General features: G+C 50.5%; 17 protein-coding genes and 1 pseudogene. 11 read left to right on the top strand and 7 right to left on the bottom strand.

Annotated features, from left to right (window positions below; genetic code table 11):
* Position 1 precedes the first annotated feature (1 nt).
* From WN53_RS03075 to WN53_RS03060, 4 genes are read left to right on the top strand one after another with little or no spacing between them, the layout of a single operon-like run.
* Complete coding sequence (locus WN53_RS03075; protein ID WP_174469072.1) at positions 2–2,578, top strand: TcfC E-set like domain-containing protein; 2,577 nt, start codon at positions 2–4, stop codon at positions 2,576–2,578.
* A gap of 7 nt (positions 2,579–2,585) precedes the next feature.
* Entirely contained in the window at positions 2,586–3,281 is a 696-nt protein-coding gene (locus tag WN53_RS03070) for a hypothetical protein (RefSeq protein WP_235166944.1), read from the top strand.
* Between the two features lie 6 nt (positions 3,282–3,287).
* Positions 3,288–4,205 carry a hypothetical protein gene (locus WN53_RS03065; protein WP_024484048.1) on the top strand — a complete coding sequence of 306 codons (918 nt, stop codon included), beginning with the start codon at positions 3,288–3,290 and terminating at the stop codon, positions 4,203–4,205.
* Positions 4,205–4,732 carry a hypothetical protein gene (locus tag WN53_RS03060; protein WP_024484047.1) on the top strand — a complete coding sequence of 176 codons (528 nt, stop codon included), beginning with the start codon at positions 4,205–4,207 and terminating at the stop codon, positions 4,730–4,732. The genes WN53_RS03065 and WN53_RS03060 overlap by 1 nt, the downstream gene beginning before the upstream one ends.
* Before the next feature lie 457 nt (positions 4,733–5,189).
* Here the strand turns inward: WN53_RS03060 and WN53_RS28890 are convergent.
* Positions 5,190–5,428, bottom strand: a pseudogene (locus WN53_RS28890) (IS630 family transposase); the annotation flags it as partial.
* 301 nt (positions 5,429–5,729) lie between these two features.
* On the opposite strand from WN53_RS28890, the gene WN53_RS03055 reads away from it, so the two are divergent.
* From WN53_RS03055 to WN53_RS03045, 3 genes are all read left to right on the top strand, one after another.
* Complete coding sequence (locus WN53_RS03055) at positions 5,730–6,056, top strand: YggL family protein (protein ID WP_021806298.1); 327 nt, start codon at positions 5,730–5,732, stop codon at positions 6,054–6,056.
* A gap of 80 nt (positions 6,057–6,136) precedes the next feature.
* Positions 6,137–7,060, top strand: coding sequence for a glutaminase B (gene glsB, locus WN53_RS03050; protein WP_024484046.1), 924 nt, complete (start codon positions 6,137–6,139; stop codon positions 7,058–7,060).
* 40 nt (positions 7,061–7,100) lie between these two features.
* Positions 7,101–7,817: a YggN family protein gene (locus WN53_RS03045; RefSeq protein ID WP_024484045.1), complete on the top strand. Its 717-nt coding sequence runs from the start codon at positions 7,101–7,103 to the stop codon at positions 7,815–7,817.
* A 141-nt stretch (positions 7,818–7,958) separates the two neighbouring features.
* On the opposite strand, the gene hemW is transcribed toward WN53_RS03045, so the two are convergent.
* The 6 genes from hemW to WN53_RS03015 form a co-directional block, all read right to left on the bottom strand.
* Positions 7,959–9,110, bottom strand: coding sequence for a radical SAM family heme chaperone HemW (gene hemW / locus WN53_RS03040; RefSeq protein ID WP_021806295.1), 1,152 nt, complete (start codon positions 9,108–9,110; stop codon positions 7,959–7,961).
* Positions 9,100–9,696 carry an RdgB/HAM1 family non-canonical purine NTP pyrophosphatase gene (rdgB, locus tag WN53_RS03035; protein ID WP_024484044.1) on the bottom strand — a complete coding sequence of 199 codons (597 nt, stop codon included), beginning with the start codon at positions 9,694–9,696 and terminating at the stop codon, positions 9,100–9,102. The genes hemW and rdgB overlap by 11 nt, the downstream gene beginning before the upstream one ends.
* 16 nt (positions 9,697–9,712) lie before the next feature.
* A complete protein-coding gene (gene yggU, locus WN53_RS03030; RefSeq protein WP_024484043.1) occupies positions 9,713–10,003 on the bottom strand; it encodes a DUF167 family protein YggU in 291 nt (96 codons plus the stop codon).
* A complete protein-coding gene (locus tag WN53_RS03025; RefSeq protein WP_021179666.1) occupies positions 10,000–10,554 on the bottom strand; it encodes a YggT family protein in 555 nt (184 codons plus the stop codon). The genes yggU and WN53_RS03025 overlap by 4 nt, the downstream gene beginning before the upstream one ends.
* An 82-nt stretch (positions 10,555–10,636) precedes the next feature.
* Positions 10,637–11,458, bottom strand: coding sequence for a pyrroline-5-carboxylate reductase (gene proC / locus WN53_RS03020; protein WP_024484042.1), 822 nt, complete (start codon positions 11,456–11,458; stop codon positions 10,637–10,639).
* A gap of 10 nt (positions 11,459–11,468) precedes the next feature.
* Positions 11,469–12,182, bottom strand: a complete 714-nt coding sequence (locus WN53_RS03015) for a YggS family pyridoxal phosphate-dependent enzyme (RefSeq protein WP_024484041.1) — start codon at positions 12,180–12,182, stop codon at positions 11,469–11,471.
* Between the two features lie 20 nt (positions 12,183–12,202).
* Here WN53_RS03015 and WN53_RS03010 point away from each other — a divergent pair, with 20 nt between their 5' ends.
* The 4 genes from WN53_RS03010 to WN53_RS02995 all read left to right on the top strand — a co-directional run bounded on the left by WN53_RS03010 (position 12,203) and on the right by WN53_RS02995 (position 18,079).
* Positions 12,203–13,195 (top strand): type IV pilus twitching motility protein PilT, encoded by a 993-nt coding sequence (locus tag WN53_RS03010; RefSeq protein ID WP_024484040.1) that lies wholly within the window; start codon positions 12,203–12,205, stop codon positions 13,193–13,195.
* 177 nt (positions 13,196–13,372) lie between these two features.
* On the top strand, positions 13,373–14,005 hold the full coding sequence (locus tag WN53_RS29025; RefSeq protein ID WP_024484039.1) for a response regulator transcription factor: 633 nt from the start codon (positions 13,373–13,375) through the stop codon (positions 14,003–14,005).
* A 136-nt stretch (positions 14,006–14,141) separates the two neighbouring features.
* Positions 14,142–17,513 (top strand): ATP-binding protein, encoded by a 3,372-nt coding sequence (locus WN53_RS03000; RefSeq protein ID WP_024484038.1) that lies wholly within the window; start codon positions 14,142–14,144, stop codon positions 17,511–17,513.
* Between the two features lie 125 nt (positions 17,514–17,638).
* Complete coding sequence (locus WN53_RS02995; RefSeq protein ID WP_024484037.1) at positions 17,639–18,079, top strand: DUF1090 domain-containing protein; 441 nt, start codon at positions 17,639–17,641, stop codon at positions 18,077–18,079.
* The last annotated feature ends 40 nt before the right edge of the window (positions 18,080–18,119 follow it).

Below are 18,119 nucleotides of genomic sequence, written 5' to 3'. Positions count from 1 at the left end.
TATGAAAAGTAGAATGGCGCTAGGAATGGTATGTTTTGTATGGTGCATGGGTTTAAGGCCTTTTACTGTTCAGGCTTCCGTAATAGAATTGCCTGTCGGATTTGAAGAGATTTTCAATGCTCAACAAAACGAAATATTTGATTTTATTTATAGCGGCGCCTCTATCGGTTCATTCACTGCACTTTTCGATAACGATAAGGTCATGCTAGATGCACCGCAAAATATATTTGAGCAGTTAACCGCCGCAGATATGCCTGCATTAAGTGTAGATAGAAATAAATTACTAAAAGAACTTTCTGCACCTTTGAAAAGAGTGGCGGGGCAGGAATTTGGAAATCATAGCATTACTGTGTGGATAAACAGTTCTGATGCTTCTTTGCACCTGTTGTTACCTGCAGAGTACTTTTCCTCTTCTGAGGGTGTGACTAAAAAAAATTATATTACTTATAAAAAACAGTCCGGGTTCGTACATAACCACAATGCAAATTTCTTAGCAGATAGTTATGGCGATAGCTTTACCTTTTCATCGGTAGATACATTAAATCTTACCGGTAATAGCTATTTAAAAGGTGCATGGAGTTACTCGAAAGAAATAAAATATCATATTGATGAACTGACATTATATTTTGAGAAAAATAGTACGCGTTTCAAGGCTGGTCGCCAGCGTATTAATGATAACTATACTTATAGCACTCCCTCATTGCGCTACAGTTTTTTCAATCCTCTGAGTTTTGATGGGATATCGGTAGGATATATGACCGATAACTATTTGGATCTGACGCGAGGGGCTGCCTCCGGTGTCACTGTTTTTCTGCCGCAGTCAGGTACGGTTGAGATTTATGCTAATGGAAAAATGATTGATTTACAGCAATTACCTCCGGGATTGCAAACCCTTAATACGGATAGCTGGCCGATGGGGGGCTATGATGTACAACTTGTTACCATCCTGACAAATGGTGCCCGTGAAACTAAAATTCAACCGTTCTTCAAGCGTAGCGGAATGTTCCGCTCGGGCGATCTCGAGTATACTCTTCAGGTTGGTAGTTACGACCGGGAACAGTCTAACGTCATTTCCAGTCGTAATTATGAGTGCGTTGAATGTATGGGCAATCAACGACGTGATAAATCCGCCCGTAGTACACTGGCGAGTTTCGCTGCGGGTTATACCACTAGCTCTGTCGTCTCTTTTGGCGGTGGTGCGTTACTTGATTATAGTAATTCCTACCTCAATGGCAACCTGGATATACCGGTTGACAGCTGGGTTGCAGAACAACTGCATACCGATTTTATCATTGGCAATGATGGTAGCTATGGCTATCAACTGGGGATGAATAAAAACCTTAATCATCTGGGTCTTAATCTTAGCTACCGTAGCCATCGCTATCGTGGTGACGAGCCGGATTACCGTCGGCAGGGCGCGGTGCCAGCTTATGACTTTAATTTTTTTCAGCTTGGTGCCACAACTTTTATACCATGGAATATCGGGCTTTCAGCAACATATAGCATGAACACTCAATATCAGCAGTATAAGATGCGTGATAAAAATAACTATAATTCCTGGGATATTTCATTAAACCGGGATATGCCTCTTTCACATATGATGAACTTGCGTGTCGAGCTGGGCTACCATCAGGCCTCAAATAAATCTATCCGTACGCTGGCGGGACGTGACTCATTGAGTAAAAGCAATGACGACCGTTTTTTTGCAAACTTTACCCTCGGATTCCGTGAGCAGAGCTTTAACCACTATCAGACTCTTAACCTGCGTGGTAAGCTCAGTGATAACCCGCAGGAAAAAGCTGATTACAGTACTGACTATGCCGTAGATTTATACAATCCCGATTTTGACCGAAGTGGGATCTATTCACTGAGCGCCAGCGCCAGTCAAAGTCAGGGCAATCAACGTAGCGCAGGAGGCAGCCTGTTAGTTGATAATAATCTAGGATACAGCTCAGCGGGAATAGTTCACACGCTCGGCAGCGGAAGTTATAACCAGTACTATTTTTCCCAACGTAGTGGTTTCGCCATAGGCGATAATTCCATGGCGTGGGGTAAAACCGATAATACGTCTGCCTTGATTATCGATGCGACTGAACTGCCTCGCGGTCAGTATTTCGAAATCAATAATCGTGATAGCCAGGGGGTTGTCGTTATGGGGGGTAAAAAAACGACGCTTAACATACAACCTTATCGTAAGATTTTACCTATTGCAGAACAGTTGTTTAATGATGAAATAAATCAATTTTATAATTTGTCCACCCGCTCTGCGTCGACATGGGCGCTTCCAGGCCAAGTATATAATGTAAAGTTGATGGCAACGAAAAATCAAACCGTAACTGGCCGTGTTTATTCTAAGGGGTATCCTTTGCCTAATGCCCGCATCGTGGGGGGCAATGCGATCACTGACAGTGAAGGCTACTTTGTTGGTGACTTTATACTCAATATTCATAGTCAGTTGGGCAGTCTTAAAGTAGAAAAAGATGGCATCAAATACCAGTGTCCATTGCAGAATGAAAATATCAAATTAACACATGGCGTAATGCAAATTCGAGAGGTTCAGTGTGAGGTTAAGTCGTAGTGCTACAATGCTTTCTGTTGTCGTTTCAGTTTGTCTACTTTCGGTTGATTCAGTTAAGGCAATTGAAGTATTTCCAATTATTAAAGAAGTCAAAAGTAACTCGCCAAGAGACAACTATTTAACTGTAAAGTCAAATTTTCAGGTTTCTACTGATGATACCAATACAAATTCGGATAGTCAGCAATATGAATTTGTGACGCTAGAATTATACTCCGTAATCAATCCAGGTTTTGAAAAAGAGCGGCTGGAAAAAGTGCTGACTCAGGAGGACCCTGAAATTATCTATTCTCCTTCACGGATGGTTGTGCCATATGGTGAAGAGCGAAAAGTACGATTGATGCCACTTAAAGCAGTAGATGTGGAGAAAGTGTATCGGCTACGAATTCGCCCCAGCTATCCTGAACATGAAATAGATAAAGGAAAAGTCCGGTTTGCCATCGGCTATGATGTGCTATTACGCTATTTACCAGAAGGTAAACATACGACAGGAGTAGCTATTCGTTGCAATGGTGATAACTGGGAAATTAGTGCAACCGGGAATGTCCGTAGTGAGTTAAGGAATCTGGTCATTGATGGCAGGAAGGACAAAGTAAACTTTAATGTTTACCCGACATCCAATCGTTCCTTGCATGTTAAGCATAATCTGGCCTTTGAGATGGATAAAACCACTTACAGATATCAAGACTGTAGGCTAAAGGAATAAATAATTATGCGTCTACTGTCCATGATATTGCTAATGTTTAATATTCACTCTGCGCTGGCAAATGAGTTACTCCTTCGTCCCCTGCCGGCAGGTGGCTGGAGTATTACTCAAGGAGCGGTGACTGACATGGCGCCGAATATTGTTTCGCAACCGCAACCAGCGGGCAAGGCATTAGTCATCCAGATTATGCCTGCCGGTTATGGTACCTGTGAAGGGAACCGGCTTAGTGGCCTGGGTCGACTTTCGTCAGTCAATATTTCCTTCAGTGCCGTCTCAGGAAGTGGAAAACATTCGTCTGAGATGATGAGCTGCGGTCAGTCGATAAATATTACCGGACCAACCGAATTGCAACGTCCGGCTGTTAAAGCAGAGATAGTTAACGTCGATAAGCGAGCATTTAAAAGTGATCTTCAGGAATTGTATGGGCAAAAAATATTATTGGGGAGTATTACTTTCATCAACGAAGGTAACCGGCCAGTCATTCATCATATTTACCTTGATCTGACGCTGTTGCCCACAGCGGCCCCAGCGTTACAGGCATCATTCAACAAGGCGACATTATTACTTGGTGAGGTTAATGCGTTTAGGGATGCTCGACAAAGGTTAATGTTGAGTATCAGTAAAACTCAATATGCTGGTAATCTGGCACAGCCATATATTTTGAAATTTGAGTCAAGCCAGATGAAGGATAATAGTTATCAATTAAAATCTGTACAGGGAGATATTCATGTGCCATATAAGGTTATGATCCATGACGTAAATATTTCTCCAGGCGATGAGTATCGTGGCGTGGTTGCCGCTGGCGAAGCAACATCTGATATCGTTCAGATTGAATTCTTACTGCCTTCAACACAGGTGGGAGGGATAGCCGCAGGGACTAAACTTTCCGATGTTTTAACAGCTGTGATTATTCCGGACAGTTAATGAGGGTTGTCATTTTGCATCTGTCAAAAATATTTTTTTATTCCCTTACTGTTTTCTGTTCCGTAAAGGTGAGTGCAGCAATTGTGCCAGTACGAACAGACATCAATGTTCAGGCCGAGGTTTCAACTGCCGTGCAGATTTTCGTGAACGGCAAGGATGTTACTAACGGCAGTATAAACCTAAGTTTGGTTGAAAATAAAGGGTATCTCTCGGCTACCACACCGCCATTTCTTTTTATCGGTAATGCCCGAAATGTCTCCCTGAGTTTACTTCAGCCAGCGAGAAAATCATTACTTTCTCAAAACGGTGATGCCATGCAACTTGCCGTTAAGTGGATACGGCTTGATGGGGGGATGGTGTACGCTGATTATGATTACAGTAATATCCCAGTCTATCCCAGACTAGCAGAAGTTCCTGACCCAAATGGTGGGGTAAAAGTCCTTTTTGAATCTGTAAACAGAGCCGAGTCCTACCCCTTAGGGATATATAGTGGTACTTATACGGTTATTGTTACTCCATCTGCTTGATTGTTAATTTTCCCCGTGATTGCGGGCGTTGCGTATCTAATGGCTCCTTAAATATGCAGCGTTTCCGCATCCTTTTTAATTTTTAGCCTGGAGGGGGCATTACTTTCTGGGGGGCGCGCAAATTTAATATGTTAATGCTACTGAAATTCTGGCAATCACAGGGTAAATGCTATCTGGCAAGTATTTGTCGCACTCTGGCTTGATTTAATTCACGACGTTAAGTTTATCTTGCTAGCCCATACAGCGAATTTAAGGCCCCTGTGGACCCTTACGTTTCAGACATCGCTGCGCAGTGGTACAGCGTATTATTATCTGCCTTTTAAGTCTTACGGAAGTTAGCGTAACAGATCTCATATTGGCATCTATTCTGACTTCATTTAATCCCGGTTATTATAAAGTTAATCTCTGGTGAATACGCTGCCTCAATGGCATAAACAGTTTCCGCCCCTTCCATGCCACGCTTTATGCGCCTGGCGGGGAGGGACTGAAGCCCTTCAATACTGTACAACGTAAACCAGTAATCCATCGACCCACTGATGAACGGGGGCAGCAGAGCGTTCTGACCACAAAGCTGACTCGGTTGCCCGCAGCATCAGCACGGCACCCAGCCTGCGGGTGTGGTTCTTGTCACGCGTTTATGGATAGTTTTTGCATTAGATGTCGTTCGGTACGGGGTATGGGGGCTATGATCGGCATACCTCAGTCCGGTTGGTGGTTTGGGATATTCAGCGATTGATCAGATCGCTTAAATCAGACCGAGTTCCCTCTGGTGACCTACTCTTTAGAACGGCTATTTAGGCGAAATTACGCTAATGGTCTAAGCGCGTCCTGGCAGTGGCAAGCTGAGGCTGGAGAGGGTAAAATAGACAGAATGATCGAGATAAGTGCTTAAAAAATAAAAGTGCTTTAAATTCATATGGTTGATTAACTGTAGGTTAAAATTAAGATTTTAGTCATAGCGCTTAAAAAACCCATAAAATCAAAATAGGATGGAATAATGGCTAAGAACCGTAGTCGTCGTTTACGTAAAAAGTTGCATATCGAAGAGTTTCAGGAACTAGGCTTCTCTGTAGCCTGGCGTTTTGCTGAAGGGACCGCCGTTGAAGATATCGACAGCACCCTGGACGCGTTTATCGAGGAAGTGATCGAGCCGAACGGCCTGGCGTTTGACGGCAGTGGCTATCTGCAGTGGGAAGGTTTGATCTGCCTGCAGACGATTGGCCATTGCACCGACGAACACCGTGAGCTGATCAAAAACTGGCTGGAAGCACGTAAGCTGAACGATGTGAAAACCAGCGATCTGTTCGACATCTGGTGGGATTGATCCCGTCCGATTAGCATTGCCGAAGGTGCCTTAATGGCACCTTTGTTTTATCTGGTGTCCTTTCTGGAGTAGTGAGCGCGGTGGTAACAACATTAGATAACGCGTTGCTGGAAGAGATCCTGCAACAGGTACGCCCGTTGATTGGGCAAGGTAAGGTTGCAGACTATATTCCCGCTTTGGCAGAAGTCGCCGCCGATCGGCTGGCGATCGCCGTCTGTACCGTTGACGGTGAGCTGTTTCAGGCCGGGGACGCGACGGAGCGCTTTTCGATCCAGTCGATCTCCAAGGTATTGAGCCTGACGCTGGCGCTAACGCGTTATCAGGAAGGTGAAATCTGGCAGCGGGTGGGGAAAGAGCCCTCTGGCCTGCCGTTTAATTCGTTGCTGCAGTTGGAGATGGAGCAGGGCAAACCGCGCAATCCGTTTATCAACCCCGGAGCGCTGGTGGTATGCGATATGCTGCAAACCCGGCTTAGTGCTCCCAAGCAGCGGATGCTGGAAGTGGTGCGCCAGTTGGCAGGCGTTGATGACCTATCCTATGACACCCGCGTGGCGCGCTCTGAATTTGAGCATTCCGACCGCAATGCCGCCATTGCCTATCTGATGAAGTCGTTCGGTAACTTCGACAATGATGTGCTGACCGTGCTGCAAACCTATTTTCACTACTGTGCGTTACGTATGAGCTGCATTGAGCTGGCACGCAGCTTTGTCTACCTGGCTAACCAGGGCCGGACGCTTGATGGCGAAGAGGTGATCAGCCCCTTGCAAGCCCGGCAGATTAACGCCTTGATGATGACCAGCGGTATGTATGATGGCGCAGGCGAGTTTGCCTATCGGGTTGGCATGCCGGGCAAGTCTGGAGTGGGCGGCGGTATCATCGCCATCGTCCCTGATGAACTGTCGATTGTCGTCTGGTCGCCGGAGCTGGATGCATCCGGTAACTCATTGGCGGGAACTGCTGCACTAGAACTGTTGTCTCAACGCATTAGCCGTTCGATTTTTTAACTCCATCGCACATGCGGTTGGAAGGGAGTCAGGAGAAACTATGTTAAAGAGAACCGGATTGGCCTTGCTGTTGTTAACGGCTTCACAGGCGCATGCCGAGTACCAGTGCAGCGTCAGGCCACAGGACGACGTGATTATCAGCCCACAGACCGTACAGGTGGTAGGTGCCAGCGGTAACCTGCAAATCACCGCCGACGGCGATGTCACTCGTGATGGCAAAGCATTGAGCCTCAACGATAGCCAGCGCCAGAAGGCGTTCAGCTACCAGAACGCATTGCGTAAAGACTTACCCTGGATCGATCAGGGTGCGCAGCAGCATCTGGAAAAGGCGCGGGTAGCGCTGGATAAAGTCATCGTTCAGGAGTTGGGCACAGACAGTAACGTACGCAACCGCCTGACCACGCTCAACGATCAGTTGAAGCAGCAGATGAACCGTATTATTGAACACCGCAGCGACGGCCTCACGTTCCACCACAAGGCGATCGCTCAGGTGGAGCAGGATGGCCGCAATATCGTGCAGCAGAGCATGGGCGGTGTATTGCAGGACAGCCTGAACGAAATGGGCGTCAAGCAGGTCGCCAACAGCAATGGCAACCCGTTGCAGGCGATTATGGGCAACCTGGGTGGGCTACAGCAGGCCATCAAGAACGAATGGAATAATCAGGAGCAGGACTTCCAGAACTTTGGTCGCGACGTGTGTAAGCGCGTAACGGCTCTGGAAACCCAGCGTAAGGATCTGGTTAAGGCGCTGAACTAAGGTTTGACGTTAACAGGTTCCGTTGTTTTAAGAGTTGCACTCTTAACTCGACGGAACTTTTTTTTTGCCAGGGAAGCGTGTGGCAGCGAACCGCATTGATTAGCTAAACGGGCGCAGCATGCGGCGCCCCCTACAGGTTAGTTATTCTTCCGGCAAGAACAGTTCCAACAGCGAATTAAGGAACAGTTTGCCATGCTCGGTGATCTGCCAATACTCTGGCGTCTCTAGCAGATAGCCTTTAGCCAATGCTTCGTCCAATGGCGCGCGGATCACACTCTCATCCAGCCCGGTATATTGGGCGAACTCGGCGCGTGGCGCAGCTTCCAGCAGGCGGAAACGGTTCATAAAGAACTCGAATGGCCGATCGTGCGCCTCGACTTCATGCAGCTTGTCCCGATAGTCACCCCGCATAAAGCCGCGCGGATGCTTGGTTTTGGCGGTGCGCAGAATGCGACCATCGGCAAAGGTCAGCTTGCCGTGTGCGCCACAACCAATCCCCAGATAGTCGCCAAAGCGCCAGTAGTTGAGGTTGTGCTGACACTGATAACCCGGTTTGGCGTAGGCCGAGGTTTCGTACTGCTGATAACCGGCGGCACTCAACAGCTCATGCCCTTGTTCAAAGATATTCCACAGCGCGTCATCATCCGGTAATACCGGCGGGCGTGAGCTGAACAGGGTATTTGGCTCGATGGTGAGTTGGTACCAGGACAGATGCGGCGGATTAAGGGCGATAGCCTGGCGCAGATCGTCCAGCGCTTCTTCCAGTGACTGATCCGGCAAGCCATGCATCAGGTCCAGATTGAAACTGCGTAGGCCCAGGCCGGTTGCCAGATGCGCCGCGCGTTTGGCCTCATCCGGGCCATGAATGCGCCCCAGACGGGTTAACTTCTCGGCGCTAAAGCTTTGTACGCCAATCGAGATGCGGTTCACCCCGGCGCGCTGGTAGCCACTGAAGCGATCGGCCTCTACGGTGCCTGGGTTGGCTTCCATGGTGATCTCGGCGTCATCCGCGACGTGAATGCGTGCCCGCACGCCATCCAGCAGCGCCTGCATGGCTTCGGCACTCAACAGGCTCGGCGTACCCCCACCGATAAAGATGGTGCTGATTGCACGACCGCTGGCGAGCGGCAAATCGGCATCCAGATCCGCCAGCAGATGATCGACATATTCCTGGTGCGGCACTTCGCCCTTCAAGGCATGCGAGTTGAAATCGCAGTACGGGCACTTTTGTACGCACCAGGGAATATGGATGTACAGGCTGAGCGGTGGCAGTTGTACGCTGTTAGCTGGCATTACGCATCGCTTCCAACATCAACTTCAACGCCTTGCCACGGTGAGAAATGGCAATTTTCTCTTCCCGCGTCAACTCTGCTGCGGTGCAGCCCAACTCTGGCACATAGAAGATCGGATCGTAACCGAAACCGCCAACGCCGGCCGCTTCAAAAGTAATCTCACCGTTCCAGCAACCGTGGAATACCAGCGGAGTTGGATCTTCTGCATGACGCATATAGACCAGCACGCAATGGAATTGAGCACCGCGCTTGCCCTCAGGCACGTCTTTCAGCGTCACCAGCAGCTTGTCCAGATTCTGCTGGTCGCTGGCCTCTAAACCGGCATAGCGGGCAGAGTAGATACCCGGAGCACCGCCCAAGACATCGACTGCCAGGCCAGAGTCGTCGGCAATCGCTGGCAGGCCGGTGATCTGCGCGGCATGGCGGGCTTTGAGAATGGCGTTTTCAATAAACGTCAGGCCGGTTTCTTCGGCGGAGTCTACGCCAAGCTCGGTTTGCGCTACCACGTCAAAGCCGAAATCGGCCAGCAGTTCGGCGAGTTCACGCACTTTGCCGGGGTTGCCGGTGGCAAGAACGATTTTTTGCATATTAGATACCTTGAAATTATTCGATGAGCGCCGCGATGGCCTCAGGGATCTGTTGCGGGTTGAGGATGCGCAATTGCTTGTGCCGCCCTAGTTCGCCTTTCTCGATGATCACGTTGCTTTTCGCCACCTTGAACTGCTTGGCGATAAACTTGATGAGATGGGCATTGGCCTGGCCATCAACCGGCGGTGCGGTGATGGCGACTTTTATCTCGTCGCCATGCAGGCCAATAATCTGATCGCGGCTGGCTTTGGGCTGAATATATAGCCTGACCACCAGCCCGTCCAGTTGCGGGGTAACTGCACTCACAGCAGGAACCAGAGCTCGCCAAACAGATCCATCCCCAGGTAGTTGATCAGATACAGGATCAGGATCACCACCATCGCGGAGAAATCAATACCGCCCATCGCCGGGATCACGCGACGGATAGGGGCCATCAACGGCTCGGTAAGCTGGAACATCACATAGTCAATCGGGCTGCGGCCCTGGCTGATCCAACTCATCAAGGCGCGAATGATCATCACCCAGAAGATCAGGTAGCCGACGGATTTGATTAGAGAAATCAGGCCAAACAGCAAGTTGTACAGGCTGAGTGACAGGGTACCGCTCTGGATCAGCAGCAGTAGCGGATATTTGATGGTCATCAGCAGGAACGCCAACAGTAATGAGGCGCTATCTACCGGCCCCATCGAAGGAACGATGCGGCGCAGAGGGCCGACGATCGGCTGGGTGATTTTCACCACAAACTGCGAAAACGGGTTATAAAAGTCAGTGCGCGTCAGTTGCATCCAGATGCGCAACAGCAGCACCATCACGTAAATATCAACGACGGTTTTGACCAGGAAAGTCAGCGTTAGCATGTAAGTTACCCTTCTCCTTAACTTCTGGGTTATCCCCTTGGTTATCAGACCACCGTGGCGGCCTGAAACTCATCGGGCATAGTTAAAATGATTTTTCCATTTCCTGCGCACGGGAAACGGCGGCCTGCATGGCTTTGGCAACGGTCTCTGGCAACCGCTGTTCGTTGAATACCCGCAACGCCTCGGCTGTGGTGCCCCCTTTGGAGGTCACCTGCTCACGTAGCGTGGTTAGCGAGATCTCCGGGTTGGCGGCGGCTAATGCCGCAGCACCGATAGCGGCTTGCTGCACCAGATCGCGAGCGGCCTGGCTGCTGAATCCCATACGTTCGGCTTCCTGTTGCATGGCATCCATAAACAGGAAGAAATAGGCCGGTGCACTGCCTGCGGCGGCGATCACGCCATTGATACCGTTTTCGTCATCAACCCAGCAGACTTTACCCACCGAGCTCATCAGATCGCTGGTGTAATCACGATCCTGTTGGCTAACCTGCTCGGGAGCATACAGCCCGCTCATTCCTTTACCGACCAATGAAGGGGTATTGGGCATGATGCGCACGATATTCAAGCCTTCGCCGAGCATTTGATAGAAACGGCTCACCAGAATACCGGCGGCGATCGACAGCACCAGTTTACCGGAGAAATCGACCTGTTCCTGTAAAGGTAAGCAAACCTGCGCCATCATTTGCGGTTTCACTGCCAGGACCACGACGTCGGCCTGTTGTGCACAGCTGATGTTGTCTGCGCTGCTGTTGATGCCATATTCGGCGGCCAGGGCGTCACGGTTTTTTGCCGACGGCGCACAAACGCTGATGGCCGTTGCCGGATAGCCACCGGCGACCAGGCCAGCAATGATAGCGCGAGCCATATTACCGGCACCAATAAAGGTAATTTTGCGATGTTGCATCCAATCCTCGTTATACGGTGGTGTGCGAGTAGTCACGGGCGCCAAAAATTGCGGTGCCGATACGAACCATCGTGCTGCCAGCGGCGATCGCTGCCTGCATATCATCTGTCATGCCCATCGACAGCGTATCCACCTGCGGATAGCGCAGCTTGAGCTCCTGGAAAGCGTCATTCATCTGGCCGAATGTTGCCAACTGGCGCTGATAGTCGTGTTCCGGGGCCGGGATGGCCATCAGCCCACGCAAGCACAGGTTAGGCAATGCGGCGACCGCCTCGGCCAGCGCAGGCAGCTCACTCAATACAATGCCAGATTTACTCTGCTCGTCACTGATATTTATCTGGATCAGCACGTTTAATGGCGGCATTTCTGCGGGGCGCTGATCGCTCAGGCGCAGGGCAATACGCAAGCGGTCAACGGTGTGGCACCAGGCAAAGTGCTCTGCCACCAGCCTGCTTTTATTGGATTGCAGCGGGCCGATAAAGTGCCATTCCAATCCAGCCCCTTCCGGCCGCTGGGCAAAATACTGGATCTTGTCTACCCCTTCCTGCACGTAATTCTCGCCGAACGCGTGCTGGCCTGCGGCGATGGCTTGTGCGATCGCCTCCGCAGGTTTGGTTTTGCTGACTGCAAGCAATGTCACTTCTTCTGGAATGCGTGCGCAGTCTTGAGCGGCCGCTGCGATGCGGCTCCTGACATCCTGCAGATTCTGTTGGATAGTGCTCATGATTAACCCGGGAGATTGATATGGATATCGATGAATTTGTGGCCCTTAGTGTAAAGCATAATGCCTCCGATCTGCACCTATGTACCGGCCATCTGCCAATGTTACGTATCGATGGGGAACTCCAGGCCGTGGAAAGTGGGGAAATCCTCACTCAACAACAGATGGCGGCATGGTGCCAAACGCAGTTGTCGCAGACAATGTGGCAGCAACTCCAGCAGGTGGGGCAGCTCGATCTGGCGCTAGCCCTGGCTGATGGTACCCGGCTGCGTGCCAATTTCTTTTTGCAGAACGCCGGGGTCTCTGTGGCGCTACGCAGGATAGCCAGCCAGTGCCCAACGTTGGCCGAACTGACTACCCCGGAAATTATTCCGGCGCTGCTGCAGTGTGAAGATGGCTTGATACTCGTCACTGGCGCTACCGGCAGCGGCAAGTCGACCACCTTGGCGGCGATGATCGACTTTATTAATCGGCATCAGCGCCGCCATATCCTCACGCTGGAAGATCCGATCGAGTTTATCCACCGTAGCCAGCGTTCCCTAATCCAGCAGCGGGAGTTAGGCCGGGATACCCACAGTTTTGACGATGCGCTGCGGGCCGCACTGCGTGAAGATCCAGACGTGATCCTGCTAGGGGAGCTACGTGATACCACCACCGTTCGGCTGGCGTTGACCGCGGCAGAAACCGGCCATTTAGTTCTGGCTACTTTGCATACCCGCAGCGCGCCACAGGCGGTGGAACGGCTGGTGGATGTATTCCCGGCGGAAGAGAAAGCCTATGTTCGGGCCCAGTTGGCCAGTAGCCTGCAGGCGGTGATCGCGCAAAAGTTGCTGAGCAAGCCCGGGGGAGGGCGTGTGGCCATTTACGAGATCCTCACGGCCACGGCGGCGGTGAGCAGCATGATCCGCGAAGGTAAAACCCATCAGTTGGTCAGCGTATTGCAAACCGGTGCGCAGTCAGGCATGCAAACTTTTGAACAAGGGTTGCAACAGCGTGTTGCGCAGGGAATATTATAATGCCACAATCGATTAGCTATTTTTCCCTTATACCTTATATTTAATTGCAATCAATAGCGCAGAGGTTGCGTGCGAGAGCGAAATATATTGGTAATTCAAGAGCGAATTGTGTTGCAGTATAAGCAACTATCTATGGGATGTTATTTTTAGGACTAGTATTAGGATAAGGATATTCTTATGGGTTCTTGGCTGATTGTTGACGATCACCCCGCAATTTGTTTCGCTGTGAAAGCAATTTTATCTTCATTAGGTAATGACTCGATCCAGACCGCAACTAACGGTCTGGATGCCATGGCGCGAATAAGGGAAAATACGCCGCAGCTGGTGATCCTTGATATCATGCTGAACAAAATGGATGGGCTGCAGATCCTGCAGCATATTCGCCAGGTGGACAGCGCTATTAAAGTGGTGGTCTATACCAGCCTGCCCACGGGGAGCTATGCAGAAAGAGCGTTGCGTGCCGGAGCTAGCGGGTTTTTCAACAAGGATCAGGATATCAGTCAATTGGCACCATTGTGCCAACTGGTGCTGCAAGGCTATGCCTGTTTTCCACAGATTACTCTGATGCCTTTGCTAAACTCACCGCAAAAGAGTGAGAATAATCTTACGAATCTTTCCAATCGTGAATTGACCGTGTTACGGTATTTGTCAGAGGGTCTTAGCAATAAGGAAATAGCCGATCGTCTGATTTTGAGCAATAAAACTATCAGCACTTATAAGACACGTCTGATGGAAAAACTAAAAGTTAGTAGTACAGAAGGTTTGGTGGCTTTTTTTCACCATCAGAGTGAACGACCTGACGATGAATAAATTGCTTTTGATACTTTTGTTTTTTTGCTGCGGTGTTTCCGCTGGGGAAGTTCCAGCATTTCGTGAAACTAATTTGCTTAGCCGTAGCCAAGTTCAATTATCCGAACCCGAGCTAACCAGTGATGATTGGCAATGGTTGCGCCGTAAACGTGTGCTGGTTTTCGGCATTGCGGCACCCAATTATTCTCCTTTTGATATCATCAGTGGCACCCGGGATTATGGCGGTATCAATGCTGATTACCTGGGGATTGTCGGCTATAACCTTAACGTACAGATAAAGGTGCGTTACTACGAAGATGCCTCAGCCCTGCGGCGGAGTCTGGATAAGGGAGAAGTCGATCTGATCGGCAATGTCGCTGCAAAAAACGTAGCCGATCCCGACATGCTGCTTTCTACACCTTATGTCTCTGCCTCACCGGCATTGGTGGTGCGCACCGACAGCCTGCTGCAACATAGTTCCCCCAAGCGCATTGCTATCGAGCGCCTATACAGCGGTAATCAGAGCTTGGTAGCACGCTTCCCGGCGGATTATCAGGTTTTTGACATACCGCGCCGGGCGCTGGAGGCGTTGTCGTTCAAGAAGCTGGACGCTTTTATTGGTGATGCCACGGTAGCTCGCTATTTAATCAACCAGGGCAACCTGAACAATCTGCGTTTGCAGCTACTGCCGCAGCAGGATATCAAAGGTTTCTCCTTTGGTATGGCCAGCGGGAACGTGCGTTTACAGAGAATATTGAACGCTGTTTTAGCGAGAATTCCGGAAAGCACTCAAGCAGAGATCCAAAGCCGCTGGAATGGCGGGATCCCCATGTCACAAAGTGATGAACACCTGCTGCTGACCTCACTGGAAAGAAAGTGGGTGGAAGAGCATCCCAGGGTGCGCTTGGCCGTGAATGGTGATTTTGCCCCTCTGGGCTTTTTCGACGTTCAGGGGGAGTTCCGTGGTTTGACGGCGGATGTCATGGAGGCTATCTCTAGCCGTATAGGGCTAAAATTCGACATTATCCGCGCGCAATCACTGCAAGACTCCCTGGATGCGGTGAAAACCGGCAGGGCTGATATTGTCGCTGGCGTGACGCTAGATGCAATCTGGCCTAACGGGTTGCTGACCACTCGATCTTATTTATTCAACTCTTGGGTATTGCTGGGGATCCAGGAGCAGATTAGCCATGATCCTCCGCAGTTGATTGCCCTGGTCGCAGGGCACCCTCTGCAGGTTATCTTGCGGGAACAGTACCCCGAGAGCCGGATCATTACCGTGCCTTCACCCCAAGCCGGTATTGAGGCGCTAAAAGCGGGGAAGGCTGAAGCACTCGTGTTGCCGATGATTAGCGCCGATTATTTCCTGGCTCGGGAGCCCACATCGGGGCTTAGTATTCTGAGTGCTCTGGATATTGAACCGGCGCGTTTTGTGATTGGTGTCTCTGGTAATGAATATCCCTTGGCAACCATCCTCGATAAGGCATTGCTGAATATCCCCCCAGAGGATATCCATGCGATGACCAGCAATTGGTATAACAACACCTATCTGCTTGAAGGGACCCCGGGTGATGGAGAATTGCTTGCCCACTGTTATTCCACTGCATGGTTACTGATCGTTCTGTTGCTGGCAATGCTGGTGATCGTTTTGGTTATCAGCCGGTTGCGCAGTAAGCGCCGCCTGGTGCAGCGTTGCCAGGCGATCATAGATAGCGTGCCCTTGCCGATTTACATCACCAATCTGAAAGACCAGATAGTGATGGCGAACACGCCGTTTTTTAATGCCATCAATGTTCCTGCAGAGAAGGTGATCGGTAGCTCACTGGACAATTACCCACTGCAACTGCCTGTTACGCTGGATATTGGCCGGGGCGGTGAGCAGGAACAGGTTTTATCTGTTATGCAGTTGGGAGGCCAGCCGCATACTTTGCAGCAGTGGGGCCAATTGCTGATTACTGAAGATCAGCGTGCAGAAGGCAAAATCGGCGGGTGGTTCGACGTGACCGAACGCGATCGCCTGATTGCGCAGTTACAGCAGGCGAAAGAGCGCGCAGACAGTGCCAACCGGGCTAAAACCACCTTCCTGGCCACCATGAGCCATGAGATCCGTACCCCGCTCAATGCCATTATCGGCATGTTGGAACTGTTGCTGAACCGCCCGCAACGGGAGGAAGCTTTAGATCGAGAACTGCTGAGCGTTGCACATGAGTCTGCCCATTCTCTGCTGGCCTTGATTGGTGACATTCTTGATATCTCACGCATTGAGGCTGACCGTCTGATCCTGCATCCACAGCGTGCAGATATCCGTCGTTTGATTGAAGCCGTAGCGATGTTATTTGACGGTGTGGCACGCCAAAAAGGGTTAGCGTTCAGGTTGGATATTGACGCGGAGATCACCGGCGATGTGTTAGTTGATCCCATGCGTTTCAAGCAGGTGCTATCCAATCTGGTGAGTAATGCCATCAAGTTTACCGAGCAAGGGCAGGTCACGCTCAGCGTCGTGGTCGATCAGATTAGCGAAGAACGAGCGGATCTGCGGCTACGTGTTTCTGATACTGGCAAGGGGATTGATGCTGTTACTCAAGCGCGTCTTTTCCAACCCTTTACTCAGGGCAATGGAGAGGCTGGCGGGACAGGGCTTGGGCTGTATATTTGCCGCAAGCTGGTGGAGATGATGGGGGGGACCATCGCATTGAACAGTGAGGTGGGTATTGGCAGCGAGGTCACCGTGCTGCTTTCGGTGCCGAGATTGCTGAAATTCTCCCCTCAAACACCTCTGGAGGAACCAGCCCCGGTGGCATCATCCCAACTGCGGGTACTGATCGTTGAAGATCATCCTGCGGGCAGAATGTTGTTGACCCAACAGTTACAGTTTCTAGGCCATCAGCCCAGTGCTGTGGGGGATGGGGAGCAGGCGCTGCAGTTGCTGGAGCAAGAGAGCTTCAACCTGATTATTACCGACTGCCAGATGCCTGAACGTGATGGTTACAGCCTGAGCCGCCAAATTAGGCACCTCGAGCATGAACAGCAGTCCGTTCCTACGGTGATCTGGGGGCTGACGGCCAATGCGCAAGAAAGTGCACGGGAGGCCTGTCTGCAGGCGGGAATGGATGACTGCCTGTTCAAGCCGGTTAACCTGAGCATATTAAAAGCGAAATTGTCTACGCTGCCACTGGCTGATGCGGGGAACAGTGAAGAGGAACCCGCGTTTATCGTGGAAGATTTGCCAGCGGAATTGCGCCAGCCAAAGGTATTGCGGGAGTTCATCCAAACCCTGCTGGATTGTTTACAGGAAGACTGCGCGCAACTTGCCATGGACATTAAGCAACAACCGATGGACCTGATAAGCATACGGGCGTTGGCCCATAAACTGGCCGGCGCGGCCCGGTTGGTGAATGCTGAAAGACTGAATCAAGCTTGTCAGTCATTGCATGACAACCCCGTTCAGGCAACCGCAACGGTGGTGCTGGGGGAAGCACAGCGGCTGCTCAGCACCTTAAGGAAGCTACAACGGACTACAGAAGAATAGTCCCTTCCTACAGAGTGATTAAGGCTTCTGTAGATATTAAGGTAAGGGCGATCATTTTATTCTTTGTTGCACAGGAAGGGGGGCTTTTGGGCTCCTCATGTGTAATAACGTTTAAGGATTAAATGATGAAAAACACCACTAAATTAGCGATTCTGCCACTGGTTCTGGTTCTGGGCGCCAGCTTCTCTACCATGGCTAATGCGGCTTACGACTGTAACGCCAAGCGTGCAGCGATCGAATATCAGATCCAGCAGGCTGAGAAGTACGGTAACTACAACCGCGTAGCGGGTCTGAAGCGTGCTTTGAGCGAAGTTAATGCCCATTGCACCAACGGCAGCGTGCTGCAGGACGCGCAGAAGAAAGTCACCAAGCTGGAACAGAAACTGGCTGACAAGCAGAAAGACGTCCAGGAAATTAAAGCCGACCTGCGCGAAGCTCAGGCTAAGGGTGACGCCAAGAAAGTGGCCAAGTACCAGAAAAAACTGCAAGAAAAGCAGGCTGACGTAAAAGAAATCAAACAAGAGCTGAAGCAGGCTCGCGCTGAACTGGCCGCTGCACAGAAATAAGCAGTCATGATTTGGTAATTAAGGGGCGCAGATGCGCCTC

It is taken from the genome of Serratia fonticola, assembly GCF_001006005.1.
Taxonomy (GTDB): Bacteria; Pseudomonadota; Gammaproteobacteria; order Enterobacterales; family Enterobacteriaceae; genus Chania; species Chania fonticola.
This window is presented reverse-complemented; position numbering and strand designations above follow the sequence as displayed.